This window comes from Pseudomonas sp. PDM18, assembly GCF_014852585.1.
Taxonomy (GTDB): Bacteria; Pseudomonadota; Gammaproteobacteria; order Pseudomonadales; family Pseudomonadaceae; genus Pseudomonas.
In genome coordinates, this window is sequence record NZ_JACVBX010000007.1 from 26319 (window position 1) to 43279 (window position 16961).

Below are 16961 nucleotides of genomic sequence, written 5' to 3' on the forward strand. Positions count from 1 at the left end.
CTTACTCCTGATCCTTCAGCACGTCGGGCAGGTAGGCGCGGTGGAAACCGTTGTAGGAACGGCTCTGCCCCGGCTTGCCCTTCGCCAACGGGAAGGCGCGGCTGCCCTGGCTGGCGGCGCCGTCGATGCGAATGGTGTTGCCGCTGATGAAGGCGGCGCCGGGAGAGAGCAGGAAGACGATGGCGGCGGAGACTTCCGACTCGGTACCGATGCGCTTGAGCGGCACGTGCTCGCGCAGGGTCGGGATCACCGCCTTGAACGCTCCCTCGTAGGTGTCCATGCCGCTGGAAGCGACCCAACCGGGCGCCACGGCGTTGACCCGCACCCCGGCGTGGCCCCACTCGATGGCAGCGGTCTTGGTGAAGTTCTCCATGCCGGCGCGGGCGGCGCCGGAGTGGCCCATGCCAGGCATGCCGCCCCACATGTCGGCGAGCATGTTGACGATGCTGCCGCCAGTCTTGCTCAGGCTCTGGTTGAACACTTCGCGGGCCATCAGGAAGCCGCCCACCAGGTTGGTGCGCACCACGGCCTCGAAGCCCTTCAGGTTGATCGAGGCCAGCGGCGCGGGGTACTGGCCGCCGGCGTTGTTGACCAGGTGATGGATCGGCCCGCGCTCGGCGAGGACCTGCGCCACCAGCGCCTTCACCGCTTCTTCGTCGCGGATGTCGCAGCTGTGCCAGCTGGCGCTGCCGCCGTCCTCGATGATTTCACCAGCGGTCTTCTCCAGCTTCTCGGCTTTGCGTCCGACCAGCACCACGTGGGCGCCGAGGGCCGCCAGCTCATGGGCGGTGCAACGGCCGATGCCGCTGCCGCCGCCGGTGACGATGATGGTCTGGCCGTCGAACAGGCCGGGCTTGAAGATCGAGTCGTAGCTCATTGTTGTTCTGACTCCGAGGTATCCCGTAGGGCGAATGAAGCGGCACGCTTCATTCGCCGTTGGTGATTGGCGGATAACGCTGGTGGCGTTATCCGCCCTACGTTCATTTCATTGGCGCGCGTTCACTTCATCGGCGATGTGCTGCGGCACCGCCACCGGGAATTCCAGCAACTGCTGGGCGAAAGCCTTGCCCTGCGGGTCGATGCGCAGGCTCGCGACGCCGCCGCCGCCCAGGGCGTTCTCCAGCAGGAAGTTCAGGCTGTGGGTGCCGGGCAGGTGCCAGCGGCTGACGCGGCCAAGCTGCGGGTCGAGCACGTGCTGCATCCACTCGGCCACGGCGCCTTCGCTCAGCGCCTCGGCGATCCACGGCAGGTATTCGGCCTTGCGGGCCATGACGCCGATATTGCTGTGGTTGCCCTTGTCGCCGGAGCGCGCCACGGCCAGCTTCACCAGCGGTACGCTGGCCTGGGCCGGGCCGCTGGCGGCCGGTACGGGAAAGTCGTCGGCCAGTGCGGCGGGGTCGAAGGTGCCGAGGGCGGCCGGGGCGGCGCCGTGGCGCTCACCGTCGATGTCCACAGCCAGCTCGCAGCGGTCCTTGTCGATCAGGAAGGAGAACAGGCGGATCACCGGGTACACGGTCGGTCGGCCGCCGACGATGCCGGTCAGGCCCGGCGCCATGCCGGTGGCGGCCTGGGCGATCTCGCGGGAGAACAGCACCAGCGCTTCCTTGCGGCTGTGCCGCACGGCAAGCTTCACGACGATCTCGCGGTTGTCGCTGCGGCGCCCGTGCGGGCCGTAGGTGGCTTCGCTGCCGAGCAGTTCCACGCTGACCTCGCGGTAAGGACCCCAACCGCGTTCCATGAGGATTTCCTCAGTCTTGGTGATGATCGCCTGGCTGACTCGCTCGGCCTTCTTCACCGCGTCGATGCCGGCGATCAGGCAGCTGGCGGTGCAGCGGAATCCGTCCGGATAGGTGGCGCTGACCTTGTATTGCCCGGTCGGCGGCAGACCGCGTGCGCCGCTGACGGCCACGCGGTTGTCACCCACTTGGGCGAGTTCGACCTGGGTGAAATCGCAGACCACGTCGGGCAGCAGGTAGGCGCGCGGGTCGCCGATCTCGTAGAGCATCTGCTCGCCCACCGACAGCGGCGTCACCAGCCCGCCGGTGCCTTGCGGCTTGGTCACCACGAAGTCGCCGCTGGCCTGTACTTCGACGAGCGGGAAGCCAATGTGCTCGTAGTCCGGCACGCTTTCCCAGTCGGTGAAGTTGCCGCCGGTGCACTGCGCGCCGCATTCGATGATGTGCCCGGCCAGCGCGGCCTGGGCCAGCTTGTCGTAGTCGTTCCAGGCCCAGCCGAATTCGTGTACCAGGGCGGCGCTGACTACTGCGCTGTCCACCACGCGGCCGGTGATGACGATATCGGCGCCGGCCTTCAGCGCTTCGACGATGCCGGGGGCGCCAAGGTAGGCGTTGACCGAGACGCACATCGGCGGCATCGGTGCGCCCGAGAACATCTCGCGGATACCGGCCTTGGCCAGCTCGCCCAGGCGCGGCTGCAGGTTGTCGCCGTGCACCACGGCGATCTTCAGCGCCACGCCAGCCTTTTCGCAGGCGGCGGCGAGGGCGCTGGCGCAGGCCGAGGGATTCACCCCGCCAGCGTTGCTGATCACGCGCACCTGTTTCGCCGCGATGTCACCCAGCAGGGGTGTCATCACTTCGACGAAGTCGGTGGCGTAGCCTGCCTCGGGATTCTTCAGGCGGGCGCCGGCCATGATCGACATGGTGATTTCGGCGAGGTAGTCGAATACCAGGTAATCCATTTCCGCGCCGCGCACCAATTGTGCAGCGGCAGTGGAGGTGTCGCCCCAGAAGGCGGAGGCGCAGCCGATACGTACGGTTCTAGTCATTGTTCTGCCCGTGACGCTGAGTGATGGATCGACATTACCAAGCAAGCGCTTGGTTGAAAAGCCCCGAAAGTACGACAACCCCAACCAATGGATGGCCAAGCGCTTGCTTGGTTGGGCTTCGGGGGCTTACATTTCGTCAGACAACACAAGCACTTGCAGGGCGTTTCGATGAATCGCCCTGAGCAGATCGGCCGATGGGCCTCATGGGGAGAGAACAGCGTGGATGACCGCAAAGCCCGCGAAGTCATGCTGGAGCTGGTCAAGACCGGGCAGATCACCGACCCGGAGAGCGCCCGCGGCAAGCTGTTGCACACCGCCGCGCACCTGTTCCGCAGCAAGGGCTACGAACGCACCACGGTGCGCGATCTGGCCGGCGCCGTGGGCATCCAGTCCGGCAGCATCTTCCATCACTTCAAGAGCAAGGACGAAATCCTCCGCTCGGTGATGGAGGAAACCATCCTCTACAACACCGCCCTGATGCGTGCCGCGCTGGCCGATGCGACGACCTTGCGCGAGCGCTTGCTGGCGCTGATCCGCTGCGAGCTGCAGTCGATCACCGGCGGCACCGGCGAGGCGATGGCGGTGTTGGTCTACGAATGGCGCTCGCTGTCGGAAGAGGGCCAAACGTACATCCTAAGCCTTCGCGACATCTACGAGCAGATGTGGCTGGAAGTGCTGGAAGAGGCGCGCGCGGCCGGCTTCAGCCAGGGCGACCCGTTCATCCTGCGGCGCTTCCTTACTGGGGCTCTATCCTGGTCCATCACCTGGTTCCGCCCCGAAGGCAGCCTGACCCTTGACGAGCTGGCCGAGCAGGCGCTGCTATTGGTGATGCGCGATTAATTTCCAGCGCTTGGCGCAGGGCTCTTCGCAGGACCTAGGGGGCGCCTGGCCCTTGCTCGCGAATGGCCCCGCCGCGGAGCTGGTTCGCGAGCAAGCTCGCTCACAGAAAAGCGGCTTGGCTCAGATAATCCGCAACGGATAACTGAACAGCAGCAGGTGCAGGCAGTTCACTGCCGCGTGCAGCAGTACCGGTACCGCCAGGCGCCCGCTGAAGTGGAAGGCCAGGCCGTAGCCCAGGCCGGCGATGCCTGCGACCACGGCGAACAGCGGATTGATCGGCCAGTGCACCATGCCGAACAGCACGCTGGCGACCGCCACCCCGGCGACGGCGCCCAAGCGGCGCACCAACTCAGTCTGCAGCAGACCGCGGAAGAAGGCTTCCTCGGTCAGCGAGATTACGCAGACATTGACCAGCATCCATAGCCAGAAGCCGGGCGGCCATTTCGGGTTCCATACCACCAGGCCACCAGCGACGGCCACCAGCGGCACGGCGAAAAGAGTGGTGACGATAACGATGGCGGCGAAGTCCGGCGAGCGCTTCTCCGTCGGCACGGAGTCGCGGCACAGCCACCAGGCGAGCAGGGTCGCGCCGACCAGCGCCTTGTCCCAGGACAGGTGCAGCGCGTAGACAGGAGCGTCCGGGCTGAGCTGGCGCACCGGCCAGAGGGTCCAGGAGGTAGTGCCCGGCAGCAGGTGTGCGGCCAGGGCAATGCTGAGCACGAGGCACACCAGCCACCAGATCAGGCGCGGCAAGCGATGCTCGCCATAGAGGGTCCAGGCGACGTAAACGGCGCCGATCAGCAACCCCACCGACTGGACGAAACCCAGCGTGACTCCGCAGAGCAACAACACGATTGGCAGCAGCGGCAGGAGTTTCCTGAGCATTCTTTCCTCCATCCAGGGAGGCGCAGTCTAGGCAATTTCGATTGCCGCTGGCCATCGCCATGGCCAGTTTTTAACTGAAACGTCAGTCAGTTAGGCGACTCTCACCGCTTGTCGTCGGCTTCCTTGGCATCCATCTCGGCGTTGCGCTCGTGAATGCGCTTGAGCTGTTCCTCGGTGAGCGGGAGCTTCTTCGCGGTGTCGCGGAGCATCATCAGCGCGCCGACGATTGAGCCCAAGGCTAGGGCGATGATCAACCAGGCATACCAGGGCATGGTCCCGTCTCCGACAGTATTAATAGAAGGTCACGATACGCTGTGATTCAGACCTTGTCAGGCGTGGACCGGTTCAGACCAATTGCTTCGGAGCCCGCCAGCGTCAGGTAAGAGCGACCACAAAGAAGAACCCCGGCGGTTGCCGGGGTTCTTCACTTTCGCGGAGCTATCAGGCGCCGGTGAGCATGGCGTCCGCCGGGGCGCTGGCGCGATGGGCGGCGGTGAGCTGGAAGTAGACGAAGCCGGCCGCCATGAAGGCCAGGAATATTCCGGCGATCTGCAGGTTGAACCAGATCATCGCCACCAGGCACAGCACGGCCAGCGCCAGGGCGATGCCCGGCACCACGGGGAAGCCCGGCGCGCGGAAGCTGCGCTCGAGGTCCGGTTCGCTGCGGCGCAGCTTGAACAGGCTGAGCATGCTCATGATGTACATGACGATGGCGCCGAACACGCTCATGGTGATCATCGCGGCGGTCAGGCTCATGCCCTGCAGGGCGATCAGGCCGTCGCTGTAGATCGCCGCGATGCCTACCAGGCCGCCGGCGATGATCGCCCGGTGCGGCGTCTGGAAGCGCGACAGCTTGGCCAGGCTGCGCGGCAGGTAGCCGGCGCGGGCCAGCGCAAAGAACTGCCGCGAGTAGCCCAGGATGATGCCGTGGAAGCTGGCGACCAGGCCGAACAGGCCGATCCACACCAGCATGTGCAGCCAGCCGGAGTTCTCGCCGACCACCATCTTCATGGCCTGCGGCAGTGGGTCGTTGATTCCCGAGAGGGCCTTCCAGTCGCCCGCGCCGCCGGCGAACAGCATCACCCCGAGGGCCAGCACCACCAGGGTCAGGATGCCGCTGACGTAGGCCTTGGGAATGGTGCGTTTCGGGTCTTTGGCTTCCTCGGCCGCCATGGCCGCGCCTTCGATGGCGAGGAAGAACCAGATGGCGAAGGGGATCGCCGCGAAGATCCCGCCAATCGCTGCGCCGCCGAAGCTGTCGGAGCCGGCCCAGCCATTGAGCACGAAGTTGCTGAAGCTGAAGCCCGGCGCCACCACGCCCATGAACACCAGCAACTCGGCCACTGCGAGGATCGTGACGATCAGCTCGAAGGTGGCGGCGATGCTGACGCCGAGGATGTTCAGGGTCATGAAGATCAGGTACGCGCCGACTGCCGCGTGCTTCGGATCCAGCGACGGAAACTGCACGTTGAGGTAGGCGCCAATGGCCATGGCAATGGCCGGCGGGGCGAAGACGAACTCGATCAGCGTGGCGAGCCCGGCCACCAGCCCGCCTTTCTCGCCGAAGGCGCGGCGGCTGTAGGCGAAGGGACCGCCGGCATGGGGGATGGCGGTGGTCAGCTCGGTGAAGCTGAAGATAAAGCAGGTGTACATGGTCGCCACCAGCAGGGTGGTGACCAGGAAGCCGAGGGTGCCGGCCACGCCCCAGCCATAGCTCCAGCCGAAATATTCACCGGAAATCACCAGGCCCACGGCAATGCCCCACAGGTGCAGGGTGCCGAGGGTGGGTTTGAGTTGCGTGCTCATGCGAGGTCTCCAGGACAGAGGATGAAAGACACGACCCGTGCGTTCGTGCAGTGGCCGTGCCATTCCCCGGAGCCCGGTCGCAAACTGCCTGATCGCGTCGTTTCGTGAACATTCGCCACCTGTTCGCCTGCTTCGAAGCGGTGCGGAGGTGTTTCGCGCGTCCCGTTCGGGTGCGCCGCAGCGGCGCTTGTTGCAGGGCGATGACCGCGCCGTGAAGCTTCCCGAGCACGCGACGGCTGTCACAGGATGGCAATCTGCCGCTGGTCTACTGGCGCCCATCCCAGCGACCGGAGATTCGCCGATGACCACCCGCGCCCTGCACGAGCTGTTGCGCCAGGTAGCGCCCTTAGCCCCGGAACTGAGCATCAGCGACGTGGCTGAGCGCTTCCTCGACGCCGAGCACCGTTCCTTCCTTTCGCTGCCGGTGGTGAATGCCGCCGGAATGCCGCTGGGGCTGGTCAGCCGCAACGGCCTGCAGGACATCTTCATGCAGCGCTTCGGCCGCGACCTCTGGGGGCGCCGCCCGGCCAGCGACGTGATGAACGCGCAGCCGCTGAAGGTGCGCGCCGACCTGAGCCTCGAGGAGGCCTCGCAGCAGGTCACCGCGCAACTGAGCTACCCGATTACCGAGGACTTCGTGCTGATCGACGAGCAGGGCCGCTACCTCGGCCTCGGCACGGTGCTCGACCTGCTCAAGGCCATGGAGCAGCGCGTCGCCCAGCGCAATCGCGTGCTCAACAAGACCCTGCAGGACCTGCGCGAATCCCAGGCGCAGCTGGTGCAGTCGGAAAAGATGGCCTCCCTCGGGCAGATGGTCGCCGGCGTCGCCCACGAACTGAACACCCCGTTGGGCTACGTGAAGAACAACGTCGCGATGCTGCGCGAACTGCTGATCCCGCTGCTCGGCCTGACCGAGGCGCAAACGCTCCTCAATGAGTGCCTGGACGATGCGGCCTGCGAGCCCGAGCAACTGGCCCGCGCCCGCGCTGCCTTCGAGCAGGCCCGTGACGAGGCGGCGCTGGAGCAGTTGGTGGGCGATCTCGACCAGCTGTTCGGCGATACCGATTTCGGCCTGGCGCAGATCGGCGAACTGGTCGGCGGGCTGAAGGATTTCGCCCGCCTGGACCGCGCCCGCAGCGAGGAAGTCGACCTCAACGACTGCGTGCGCAGCGCGCTGCTGATCGCGCGCAATAGCATCAAGGACAAGGCCGAGGTCGCTACCCAGTTGGGCGCGCTGCCCAAGGTTGCCTGCGCCGCCAGCCCGATCAACCAGGTGCTGCTCAACCTGCTGACCAACGCCGCCCAGGCCATGGAGAAATTCGGCCTGATCCAGGTGAAGTCCTGGGCGGACGAAACCCATGTGCACCTCTCGGTGCAGGACAACGGCAAGGGCATGAACGAGGAGGTGCGCGCGCGCATCTTCGACCCCTTCTTCACCACCAAGCCGGTGGGGCAGGGCACGGGCCTGGGCCTGTCGATCAGCTACAAGATCGTCCAGGACCACGGCGGTCGTATCCGCGTGGCGTCCGAACCCGGACGCGGCACGCGATTCCTCATCAGCCTGCCGATCCAGCAGGCCAGCGAACTGAAACGGAGCGCCTGAACATGAGCCAGCAGCCTGTCCGCATCCTCTTCGTTGACGACGAGGAACGCATCCTGCGCAGCCTCGCGATGCAGTTCCGCCGTCACTACGACGTGCGGGTGGAGACCGACCCGCACAAGGCCCTGCAGCGCCTGCGCGAGGAGCGCATCGACATCCTCGTCAGCGACCAGCGCATGCCGCAGATGACCGGCGCCGAGCTGCTGGCCCAGGCCCAGGAGATAGCTCCGGATACCCTGCGCATTCTGCTGACCGGTTACTCCGACCCCGACGCGGCGGTGGATGCACTCAACAGCGGCGGCATCTTCCGCTACCTGACCAAGCCCTGGGATCCCCAGGAAATGGCCTTCACCCTGCGCCAGGCGGCGGAAATCGCCCAGCGCCAGGCGCCGGCCGAACCTATCGACACCAAGGCCATCAGCCGTGTGGTCGCGCCGCTCAATGTGCTGCTGCTGGACGAGGACCCCGAAACCCTGGCCTGCGTCGGCGAGTTCTGCAGCGCCGGAACCCACCGGCTGCACCGCGCGCGCAACCTGGCCGAGGCCATCCTGCGGCTGAACAGCGAGCCGATCGATATCCTCGTCAGCGACCTGAAGCTCGCCGGCGAAGACACCGCGCCGCTACTCAAGTCCCTGGCCCAGGCCCACCCACGCCTGCTGAGCATCGTCGTCACGCCGTTCCGCGACACCCAGGACCTGCTGGCGCTGATCAACCAGGCGCAGATTTTTCGCTACCTGCCCAAGCCGATCCGTCGCGGGCTGTTCGAGAAGGGCCTGAAGGCCGCCGCCGAGCAGGCGCTGCTGTGGCGCGCGCAGCCAGAGCAGAAGGTCGCCCGCATCGCCGAGGTGCCGCGCGAGGAGCGCGAGCGCGAGAAGGTCGGCAGCCTGCTGGGCATGCTCGGCCGCCTGCGCGAGCGGCTGAGTGCCTGATCGCCGTCGGCGACGCAGCATTCCTGCCGGGCGGGCTACGGAAGTCGGCGCGTTTCTGCGACAATGCGCGCCGATTTTTTCGATACCCGCGAGAGAGCCCATGTCCGCCTGCCAGACCCCGATCATCGTCGCCCTGGATTTCCCCACCCGCGAAGCCGCGCTGGCGCTGGCCGACCAGCTGGACCCGAAACTGTGCCGGGTGAAAGTGGGCAAGGAGCTGTTCACCAGCTGCGCCGCCGGTATCGTCGAGACCCTGAACAACCGCGGCTTCGAAGTCTTCCTGGACCTGAAATTCCACGATATCCCCAACACCACCGCGATGGCCGTGCGCGCCGCCGCCGAGATGGGCGTGTGGATGGTCAATGTGCACTGCTCCGGCGGCCTGCGCATGATGAGCGCCTGCCGTGAGACCCTGGACGCCTTCAATGGCCCGTCGCCACTGCTGATCGGCGTGACCGTGCTGACCAGCATGGAGCGCGAGGACCTGGCCGGCATCGGCCTGGACGTCGAGCCCCAGGAGCAGGTGCTGCGGCTTGCTAGTCTCGCCCAAAAGGCTGGCATGGACGGCCTGGTGTGCTCCGCCCAGGAAGCGCCCGCGCTGAAGGCCGCGCACCCGGCGCTGCAACTGGTCACCCCCGGCATCCGTCCGGCCGGCAGCGCCCAGGACGACCAGCGCCGCATCCTCACCCCGCGCCAGGCGCTGGACAACGGCTCCGACTACCTGGTGATCGGCCGCCCGATCAGCCAGGCCGCCGACCCAGCCAAGGCCCTGGCCGAGATCGCTGCCAGCCTCGCCTGACGCTTTTTTCGGACAACAAAAAGCCCGCATCGCTGCGGGCTTTTTGTTGTGTCTCTTCGTAGGAGCGAGCAAGCTCGCTCCTACGAAGAGACAAGTGTTAGCCGTGTGCTTCAGCGGTCGCTTGAGCCCGACCAACCCAGCGCTCGCGCAGCACGTCGTATACCCAGTTGAACACCAGCGCGTAGGGCAGGAAGAACAGCACCAGGCCGATGTCGAGGATGAACGCCTCCAGCAGGCTCACCGACAGCCACCAGGCGGCCAGTGGCACCAGCAGGATGATCAGGCCCAGCTCGAACAGCGAGGCATGCAGCACGCGCACGGCCAGGGTGCGGCTGAAGCCCATGCGGTGCTGCGCGCGGTCGAAGGCGGCGTTGAACAGCATGTTCCATACGGTGGCGATGGCCGAGAACATCAGGGTCATGGCGCCCATGTGGCCCAGCGGTTTATCCATCAGCCAGGCCAGGGTCGGTGCGCAGATCACCACCGCCAGCAGTTCGAAAAGGCCGGCGTGGAACATCCGCTCTTTCAGGGTTTTAGTGGGAGTCATGGGGTATCTCCAGGCATCAAGCTCTCAATTCACGAGAAGGCCGACTCCGTCGGTCCGGCGCCATTATCATCGGTCGACCGGCTGGATCTAAGTTGGATACCATCGGCTTAACCGATGGAAGAGGCTGCCACCATGCAATACTCCCCCGAATCCCTGCAGGCCTTCGCCGAGGCCGCCTGCCTGGGCTCGTTCAGCGCCGCCGCGCGCAAGCTGGGCAAGAGCCAGTCCACCGTCAGCGAGGCCATCGCCCGCCTGGAGATCGACCTCGGCCTGACCCTGTTCGACCGCAGCAGTCGCCAGCCGCAGCTGACCGAGGCCGGCCACGCGCTGCTCGGGCGGGTGGAGGAAGTGCTGATGGCCAACGACCGCCTCGGCCAGCTCGCCCATCAGCTCGTCGGAGGACTGGAGTCGCGGGTGACCCTGGCGATGTCGGACACCTACCAGTCGGCCGAATTCGAGGCCCGGCTGGCGGAGATCGATGCGCGTTATCCGGACCTGGAGTTCGAATGGCTGATCGCCGAGGACAGCGACGTGCTCGACCTGGTCGTCCAGGGCCGCGCCAGCCTTGGTTTGCTGGCGGCACAGAAGGATTACCCACCGGACGTCAGCTCGGCGACGCTGAGCGAACAGGCCGAGTTCGGCCTCTTCGTCAGCCGCGATCATCCGCTGGCCGGCCGCGCCCAGGTAGAGCGCGAGGACCTGCTGGCGTACCGGGCGCTGCGCCTGAACACCTACCTGGATGACGCCGCACCGATGCTCGGTGGCCGTTGCTGGAGCGCGCCAAACTACCTGCTGTTGCTGGACATGGCGGTACTGGGCTTTGGCTGGATCGAATTGCCCAGTTGGATGGTAGGACGTTTCGCCAGCGGGCGTATGCAGGAACTGAAGGTTGCCGGCTGGCCGCGCCGGGTGGCGGTGGACGTGATCTGGTCGCGGCAGCGTCGGCTGGGGCCTGCCGCGAGTTGGCTGGCGGAGCGCCTGCTGGGGCGCTAGGCGCTCTGGATCATGGCTCTAGATCACAGATTGCGGACTAAATGTGTCGGAGCCTTTGATGCTCCGTCGTGGATCAGTAGGATCGGAGTTTTCCGCGTAAGGAAGGGACGGGATGCACGCCAAGCTGGAGAATTGTCTGAAGGCAGTCGATCAGGTGCTGCTGGGCAAGGAAGTGCAGGTAAGACTGGCGCTGACCTGCCTGCTGGCGCGTGGGCATCTGCTCATCGAAGACCTGCCCGGCATGGGCAAGACCACCCTTAGTCATGCGCTGGCGCGGGTGCTCGGGCTGAGCTTCCAGCGCATCCAGTTCACCTCCGACCTGTTGCCCGGCGATGTGCTGGGCACCTCGGTGTTCGACAAGGACACCGGGCAATTCGTCTTCCACGCCGGGCCGATCTTCTCCGAGCTGGTGCTGGCCGACGAGATCAACCGTGCCACGCCCAAGAGCCAGAGCGCCCTGCTCGAGGCGATGGAGGAGGGGCAGGTGACCATCGAGGGCGCGACCCGTCCGCTGCCCGAGCTCTTCTTCGTCATCGCCACGCAGAACCCGGTGACCCAGGGTGGCACCTTCGCGCTACCCGAGTCCCAGCTCGACCGTTTCCTCATGCGCCTGTCCCTGGGCTACCCCGGCCGCGCCGCCGAGAAGGCGCTGCTGCTCGGCGAGGCGCGCCGAGACCTGCTGCCGCGCATGGAGCCGATGCTCGATCCGCAGGAACTGCAAGCGCTGCAGGGCGAGGTACTGGCGGTGCGCGCCAGCGATGCCCTGGTGGATTACGTGCTGCGCCTGGTGGAGGCCACTCGCACCCAGCCGGCCTTCGCCCTTGGCCTGTCGCCGCGCGGCAGCCTGGCGTTGCTGGCGGCGGCCCGTGCCTGGGCGCTGCTGGGCGGGCGCGACTATGTGATCCCTGAAGACGTGCAGGCCGTTCTGCCCTCGGTGGCAGGCCACCGCCTGCGTGACCAGGCGGACCCGGCGGGTCATGGTGGCGGCGCACTGGTGCAGTGGTTGCTGCGCGAAGTCCCGGCGCTCTGAGGGGCTTGCCATGCTCGTCAGGGTCAGGCCGCTGTGGCAGAGCTGGATAGCCCGGCGCATACCGCCTGCGCCGTCGCTGCAGCTCAACCAGCGACGCATCTTCATCATCCCTACGCGGCAGGGCATGGCGTTCGGCGTCGCCCTGCTGCTGATGCTGCTCACGGCAATCAATTACCAGAACAGCCTGGCGTACGGCCTGACCTTCCTGCTGTTGTCGCTGTTCATCGTCGCCATCCTGCACACCTACCGGAACCTCGGCGGCCTGCGTCTGACGGCGCTCGGCGCGCAGCCGGTGTTCGTTGGCGAACAGGCAGCTTTCCGCGTGCGCCTAGAGGGCGAGGGGCGGGCCCGACAGGCCATCGGCCTGGGCTGGGAAACCGAGCGCATGCAGTTCGCCGATGTCACGGCAGAGCAGGCCGGAGAAATGCTGCTCACGATAACGGCGCAGCGGCGCGGCTGGTTGCGGCCCGGCCGCCTTCGCGTGGAAAGCCGTTTCCCGCTGGGGCTGCTGGTGGCCTGGAGCTGGGTGGACCTGGATCAGTCGGTGCTGGTCTACCCGCACCCGCAGCCCGGCGACCTGCCGCTCGAAGGCGGCCCGGCGGAGAATGACGAAGAGGGCGTGCGCCCCAGTGGACGCGGCGTCGACGATTACCAGGGACTGCGGCCCTACCAGCCGGGCGACTCGCGCCGGCGCCTGCACTGGAAGGCCTATTCCCGCGGCCAGGGCCTGCTGGTGAAGGACTTCTCTGCGCTGGCAGGGCGCAACGTCTGGCTGGCATTCAACAGCCTGGGCGGCGATACCGAGGGACGCCTGTCACGCCTGTGCTTCTGGGTCCTGCAGTTGTCGCTGCGCCAGGAGCCCTTCGGTCTGCGCCTTCCTGACCAGGAAGTGCCCGTGGGTATCGGAGACGGGCACTGCGAGGCCTGCCTGCGCGCTCTGGCGCTGCATGGGGGGAGTCCGTGAGCAAAGCCACCGCGACATCCGCGCAACCGATTCCGCGCGTTGCGCTGACCTGGCTACTGGTGGCGCAGGCGGTGGTGATCCTGCCGCACCTGGAGCACCTGCCGGTCTGGATCGTCGGGCTCTGGCTAGGGTGCGCGTTCTGGCGCATCCAGGTGTTCCGCATGCGTGCCAACTATCCCAATGCGCTGGCCCGATTGGCTTTGGTGGTGGTGGCCGGCATCGGCGTGTGGTTCTCCCGTGGCTCGCTGATCGGCCTGGAAGCCGGCGTGGTCCTGATGATCGCCGCTTTCGTGATCAAGCTGGTGGAGCTGCGCACGCGACGCGATGCCTGGGTCCTGATCCTGCTCGGATTCTTTGCCGTCACCACCAGCTATCTGTTCCAGGACGACCTGATGGCTGCCGCTTTCAGTCTGCTGCCGGTCCTGGCGCTGCTGGCGGCGGCCATCGGGCTGCAGCAGAGCGGTTTCGCCGCGCGCCCGCTGTCGACCTTGAAGTTGGCCGGCGGCCTGCTGCTGCAGGCCTTGCCGCTGATGCTGCTGCTGTTCGTGCTGTTCCCGCGCATGGGGCCGCTGTGGTCGCTGCCGCTTCCCGGCGACAAGGCATTCACTGGCCTGAGCGATTCGATGATGCCCGGCGATATGGTGCAGCTCAGCCAGTCCCCGGCGCTGGCCTTTCGTGTCAGTTTTGACGGAACCGCGCCGCCGCGCTCGGAGCTTTATTGGCGCGCGATGACCCTGGAGCGCTTTGATGGCGAGCGCTGGACGATGGCCAGCAAGCGCGGTGAGGCACAGCCGCAGTGGCGTCGGCGGGGCGAGGCGCTGCAGTACCAGATAGTCATGGAGCCGACGGGGCGATCCTGGCTGTTCGGGCTGGATGTGGCCAACAGCGATCAGGGCAACGTCGAGATGACCGGCGACTTCCATCTCGAGCGACGCACCTCGGTGCACCAGAGCCTGCTTTATGGCGTAACCTCTTGGCCGCGCGCGCTGCTGGAGCCTGACGATGGTCGCCGCGCTCAGCGCCTGAATCTCGGTCTTCCGGCCGCCGGCAACGACCGCGCGCGGGCCTGGGCACAGCAATTGCGCGAGCAGCATCCGCGGGCCCCGGATCTGGTGATGGCGATATTGCGTCACTTCCGTGAGCAACCGTTTCGCTACACGCTTCGGCCGCCAGCGACCGGCGAGCAGCGGATCGACGGCTTCCTGTTCGATACGCGGGCGGGGTTCTGCGAGCACTATGCGGGGGCCACGGCCTTCGTCCTGCGGGCTGCCGGAATTCCCGCGCGGGTGGTGGCCGGGTATCAGGGTGGGGAGCTCAACTCCGCCGGCAACTACCTGTTGGTCCATCAGTTCGATGCCCATGCCTGGGTCGAATACTGGCAGGCCGGTACTGGCTGGACACGTATTGACCCCACCGCGGCCGTGTCGCCGGAACGTATCGAGGAGGGGTTGGAGCAGGCTATGAGCGGCGAAGGCAGCTTCTTGGAAGGCGACCTGTTCTCCCCGCTGCGCTATCGCAGTCTCCCGCTGGTCAACGAATTGCGACTGGCCTGGGACAACATCAATTACGGCTGGCAACGCTGGGTGCTCGGCTACCAGTCCGATCAGCAGGGCGATTTGCTGCGCCGCTGGTTTGGCGGCCTGGATATACGCTGGGTAGCCATAGTTCTGGTAGGGGGTGGTGCGCTGTTGATGGGCTTGCTGGCATTGCTGCTTTTCAAACCCTGGCGGCGCCCTGGTGATCCCCAGCTGCGCAGCTTCCAGCGCTTCGAGCGGATGCTCGCGCCGCTGGGCATACGCCGCGAACCGGGCGAGGGCGCGCGGGATTTCTGTCGCCGCGCCATCAAGGTCTTGCCGGCCCACGCACAGGCAATCCGCAGCTACCTGGATGCCTTCGAGAAGCAGCGTTACGGCGGCGCGGCTGCGTCGCCAGCCGAGCTGCGCGGGCACCTGGCATGCCTGCGCCGCGAGCTGCCCTGGCGCCTGCGGCTGTCCCGCGGAAAAGGAACGTGACACTGCGCCCCTTGCCGCTGCGTCGGCCGGGGCTAACCTGATATTTCATCCTCTGAGTGGAGCCCGCCGTGACCTCCTTCTGCGATTACCTGGTAAGTCACCTGATCGAGCAGGAGGTTGCGCTGTTCTCCGCGTCTTCCCGCCTGAAGGCCGGGTTAGACCCGGAAGCGCTTCACGACCTGCGCATTGCCGTCCGCCGGTTGCGCAGCCTGCTGCACCCGGTGCGTGGCATGCCCGGTATCGACGAACTGGAACAGGCGCTGGGCGATATGGGCCGGCTCAGTGGGCCGCTGCGCGATCTGGAGGTGTTGCTGCCGGTGCTGGAGGCCGAAGGCTACGAACGTGCCGCCGCGCTGCGCCGGCCTGCGTTGATCTCTGGCTACGCCACGCTGCTCGCCAGCCCGCAGTGGGAGCGCCTGATGATGCGCCTGGACGGCTGGCCGCAGCTGTGGCGCACCTCCCAGCGTCACGGCGTGCTCAAGGGCCTGCACCGCAAGGTGGAAAAACGCCTGGCCAAGGAATGGCAGAAGCTGCGTGATGCGCTGAAAGACCCGGCCCATGACCGCCATCGCCTGCGCCTGCTGATCAAGCGTGTGCGCTATTCACTGGAGGCCTATCCAGAGGAATCCGCCGTGCCGCAGCGCCTTCTGGCGCCGCTGAAGGAAGCGCAATCGGCATTGGGCGACTGGCATGACTACGAGCAGTGGCTGATCCGCAGCGAGCGCGAGCTGGACCTGATGCCGCTGCAACCGCACTGGAACGCCCGCCACGACCTCGCCGAGCGTCTTGCCGATGAGAGCCTGGGGGCCTTGGAGAAGGCCCTGCATAGAGGCCATTGATAACAGGGCATTTCCTGCAAGAGACAAGGCTTTGGATGGTTTGCCGTGGTTGCCGATGCCCCTAAGATCGCATCCAGCTTTTATTCTCCAGACGTCTCAGGGAAGTCCGACATGTCCTTCAGCGAAATGCTCCGGGCGGTGCGTACTGCGCCGTTGTCCATCGTCATTCCCGCAGCCTGGGCCCAGGGCCGCGCCAGTTTCGGCGGGTTGGTGGCGGCGCTGGCCTACGAGTCCATGGCATCGGTGGCCGAGGCCGGGCGGCCGGTGCGTTCGCTGGCGATCACCTTCGTCGGCCCCATCGAGGTGGAAGTGCCGGTGAGCTTCGAGGCCGAAGTGCTGCGCGAGGGCAAGTCGGTCAGCCAGGTATTCTGCCGCGCCGTGCAGAACGGCCAGGTGGTGCTGCTGGCTCAGGGCAGCTTCGGTGTGGCGCGCGAATCCAGCGTGCAGATGGAGGGCCTGCCGCCGCCGGCGTTCAAGGCCATCGAGGACTGCCAGGAGCTGCCCTACATCCGCAAGATCATGCCGGCCTTCACCCAGAACATCGCCATGCGCTGGGCCGTCGGGCACATGCCGTTCTCGGCCAGTCGCGAGCGCGAGATGGGCGGCTGGATGCGTTTCCGTGGTGATGACGTGGGTGACGAACCGATGGAGATCAGCCACCTGCTGGCGCTGATCGACGCCTGGCCGCCGGCCAACCTGCCGCACTTGAAATCGCCGGCGCCCTCCAGTTCGCTGACCTGGACCGTGGAGTTCGTCCAGCCGCTGCCGTCGATGCCGGCCAATGGTTGGTGCCAGTACCTGGCGACGATCGAGCATGCCCGCGATGGCTACGGCCATATCGCGGCGCAGACCTGGTCGGCGGATGGCCAGCTCCTGGCAATCGGCCGGCAGACGGTGACCATCTTCGGCTAGAAGCCTTTCAGCTAGAGCTC

16 protein-coding genes are annotated in these 16961 nt (G+C 66.4%); 10 read left to right on the forward strand and 6 right to left on the reverse strand.

Annotated elements, in window-relative coordinates; all coding sequences use genetic code 11:
* Position 1 precedes the first annotated feature (1 nt).
* Together IB274_RS15485 and IB274_RS15490 are read right to left on the reverse strand one after the other, a co-directional pair.
* Positions 2–877, reverse strand: coding sequence for an SDR family oxidoreductase (locus IB274_RS15485; protein ID WP_192432823.1), 876 nt, complete (start codon positions 875–877; stop codon positions 2–4).
* A gap of 108 nt (positions 878–985) precedes the next feature.
* Entirely contained in the window at positions 986–2785 is a 1800-nt protein-coding gene (locus IB274_RS15490) for an acyclic terpene utilization AtuA family protein (protein WP_192432824.1), read from the reverse strand.
* A 219-nt stretch (positions 2786–3004) separates the two neighbouring features.
* Here IB274_RS15490 and IB274_RS15495 point away from each other — a divergent pair, with 219 nt between their 5' ends.
* Positions 3005–3625, forward strand: coding sequence for a TetR/AcrR family transcriptional regulator (locus tag IB274_RS15495; protein ID WP_192432825.1), 621 nt, complete (start codon positions 3005–3007; stop codon positions 3623–3625).
* Between the two features lie 120 nt (positions 3626–3745).
* Here the strand turns inward: IB274_RS15495 and IB274_RS15500 are convergent, their stop codons facing one another.
* The 3 genes from IB274_RS15500 to eat form a co-directional block, all read right to left on the reverse strand.
* Positions 3746–4510 (reverse strand): CPBP family intramembrane glutamic endopeptidase, encoded by a 765-nt coding sequence (locus IB274_RS15500; protein ID WP_192432826.1) that lies wholly within the window; start codon positions 4508–4510, stop codon positions 3746–3748.
* Positions 4511–4611: 101 nt separating this feature from the next.
* Positions 4612–4782, reverse strand: a complete 171-nt coding sequence (locus IB274_RS15505) for a DUF2897 family protein (protein WP_081518671.1) — start codon at positions 4780–4782, stop codon at positions 4612–4614.
* A gap of 169 nt (positions 4783–4951) precedes the next feature.
* On the reverse strand, positions 4952–6316 hold the full coding sequence (gene eat, locus IB274_RS15510) for an ethanolamine permease (protein ID WP_192432827.1): 1365 nt from the start codon (positions 6314–6316) through the stop codon (positions 4952–4954).
* A gap of 301 nt (positions 6317–6617) precedes the next feature.
* Between eat and IB274_RS15515 the strand changes: the two genes are divergently transcribed.
* The 3 genes from IB274_RS15515 to pyrF all read left to right on the forward strand — a co-directional run bounded on the left by IB274_RS15515 (position 6618) and on the right by pyrF (position 9644).
* On the forward strand, positions 6618–7919 hold the full coding sequence (locus IB274_RS15515; RefSeq protein WP_192432828.1) for a sensor histidine kinase: 1302 nt from the start codon (positions 6618–6620) through the stop codon (positions 7917–7919).
* Positions 7920–7921: 2 nt separating this feature from the next.
* Complete coding sequence (locus tag IB274_RS15520; RefSeq protein WP_192432829.1) at positions 7922–8845, forward strand: response regulator; 924 nt, start codon at positions 7922–7924, stop codon at positions 8843–8845.
* 100 nt (positions 8846–8945) lie between these two features.
* Positions 8946–9644: an orotidine-5'-phosphate decarboxylase gene (pyrF, locus tag IB274_RS15525; RefSeq protein WP_192432830.1), complete on the forward strand. Its 699-nt coding sequence runs from the start codon at positions 8946–8948 to the stop codon at positions 9642–9644.
* A gap of 97 nt (positions 9645–9741) precedes the next feature.
* Here pyrF and IB274_RS15530 read toward each other — a convergent pair whose 3' ends face one another.
* Entirely contained in the window at positions 9742–10191 is a 450-nt protein-coding gene (locus IB274_RS15530; protein ID WP_192432831.1) for a multidrug/biocide efflux PACE transporter, read from the reverse strand.
* Positions 10192–10323: 132 nt separating this feature from the next.
* On the opposite strand from IB274_RS15530, the gene IB274_RS15535 reads away from it, so the two are divergent.
* From IB274_RS15535 to IB274_RS15560, 6 genes are all read left to right on the forward strand, one after another.
* Positions 10324–11184, forward strand: coding sequence for a LysR family transcriptional regulator (locus tag IB274_RS15535; protein ID WP_192432832.1), 861 nt, complete (start codon positions 10324–10326; stop codon positions 11182–11184).
* 112 nt (positions 11185–11296) lie between these two features.
* Complete coding sequence (locus IB274_RS15540) at positions 11297–12214, forward strand: AAA family ATPase (RefSeq protein WP_192432833.1); 918 nt, start codon at positions 11297–11299, stop codon at positions 12212–12214.
* 10 nt (positions 12215–12224) lie between these two features.
* Positions 12225–13178 carry a DUF58 domain-containing protein gene (locus tag IB274_RS15545; protein ID WP_192432834.1) on the forward strand — a complete coding sequence of 318 codons (954 nt, stop codon included), beginning with the start codon at positions 12225–12227 and terminating at the stop codon, positions 13176–13178.
* Positions 13175–15190, forward strand: coding sequence for a DUF3488 and DUF4129 domain-containing transglutaminase family protein (locus tag IB274_RS15550; RefSeq protein WP_192432835.1), 2016 nt, complete (start codon positions 13175–13177; stop codon positions 15188–15190). Before IB274_RS15545 ends, IB274_RS15550 begins: the two co-directional genes overlap by 4 nt.
* 68 nt (positions 15191–15258) lie before the next feature.
* A complete protein-coding gene (locus IB274_RS15555) occupies positions 15259–16029 on the forward strand; it encodes a CHAD domain-containing protein (protein ID WP_192432836.1) in 771 nt (256 codons plus the stop codon).
* Between the two features lie 111 nt (positions 16030–16140).
* Positions 16141–16941, forward strand: coding sequence for an acyl-CoA thioesterase (locus tag IB274_RS15560; protein ID WP_192432837.1), 801 nt, complete (start codon positions 16141–16143; stop codon positions 16939–16941).
* Positions 16942–16961: the final 20 nt, after the last annotated feature.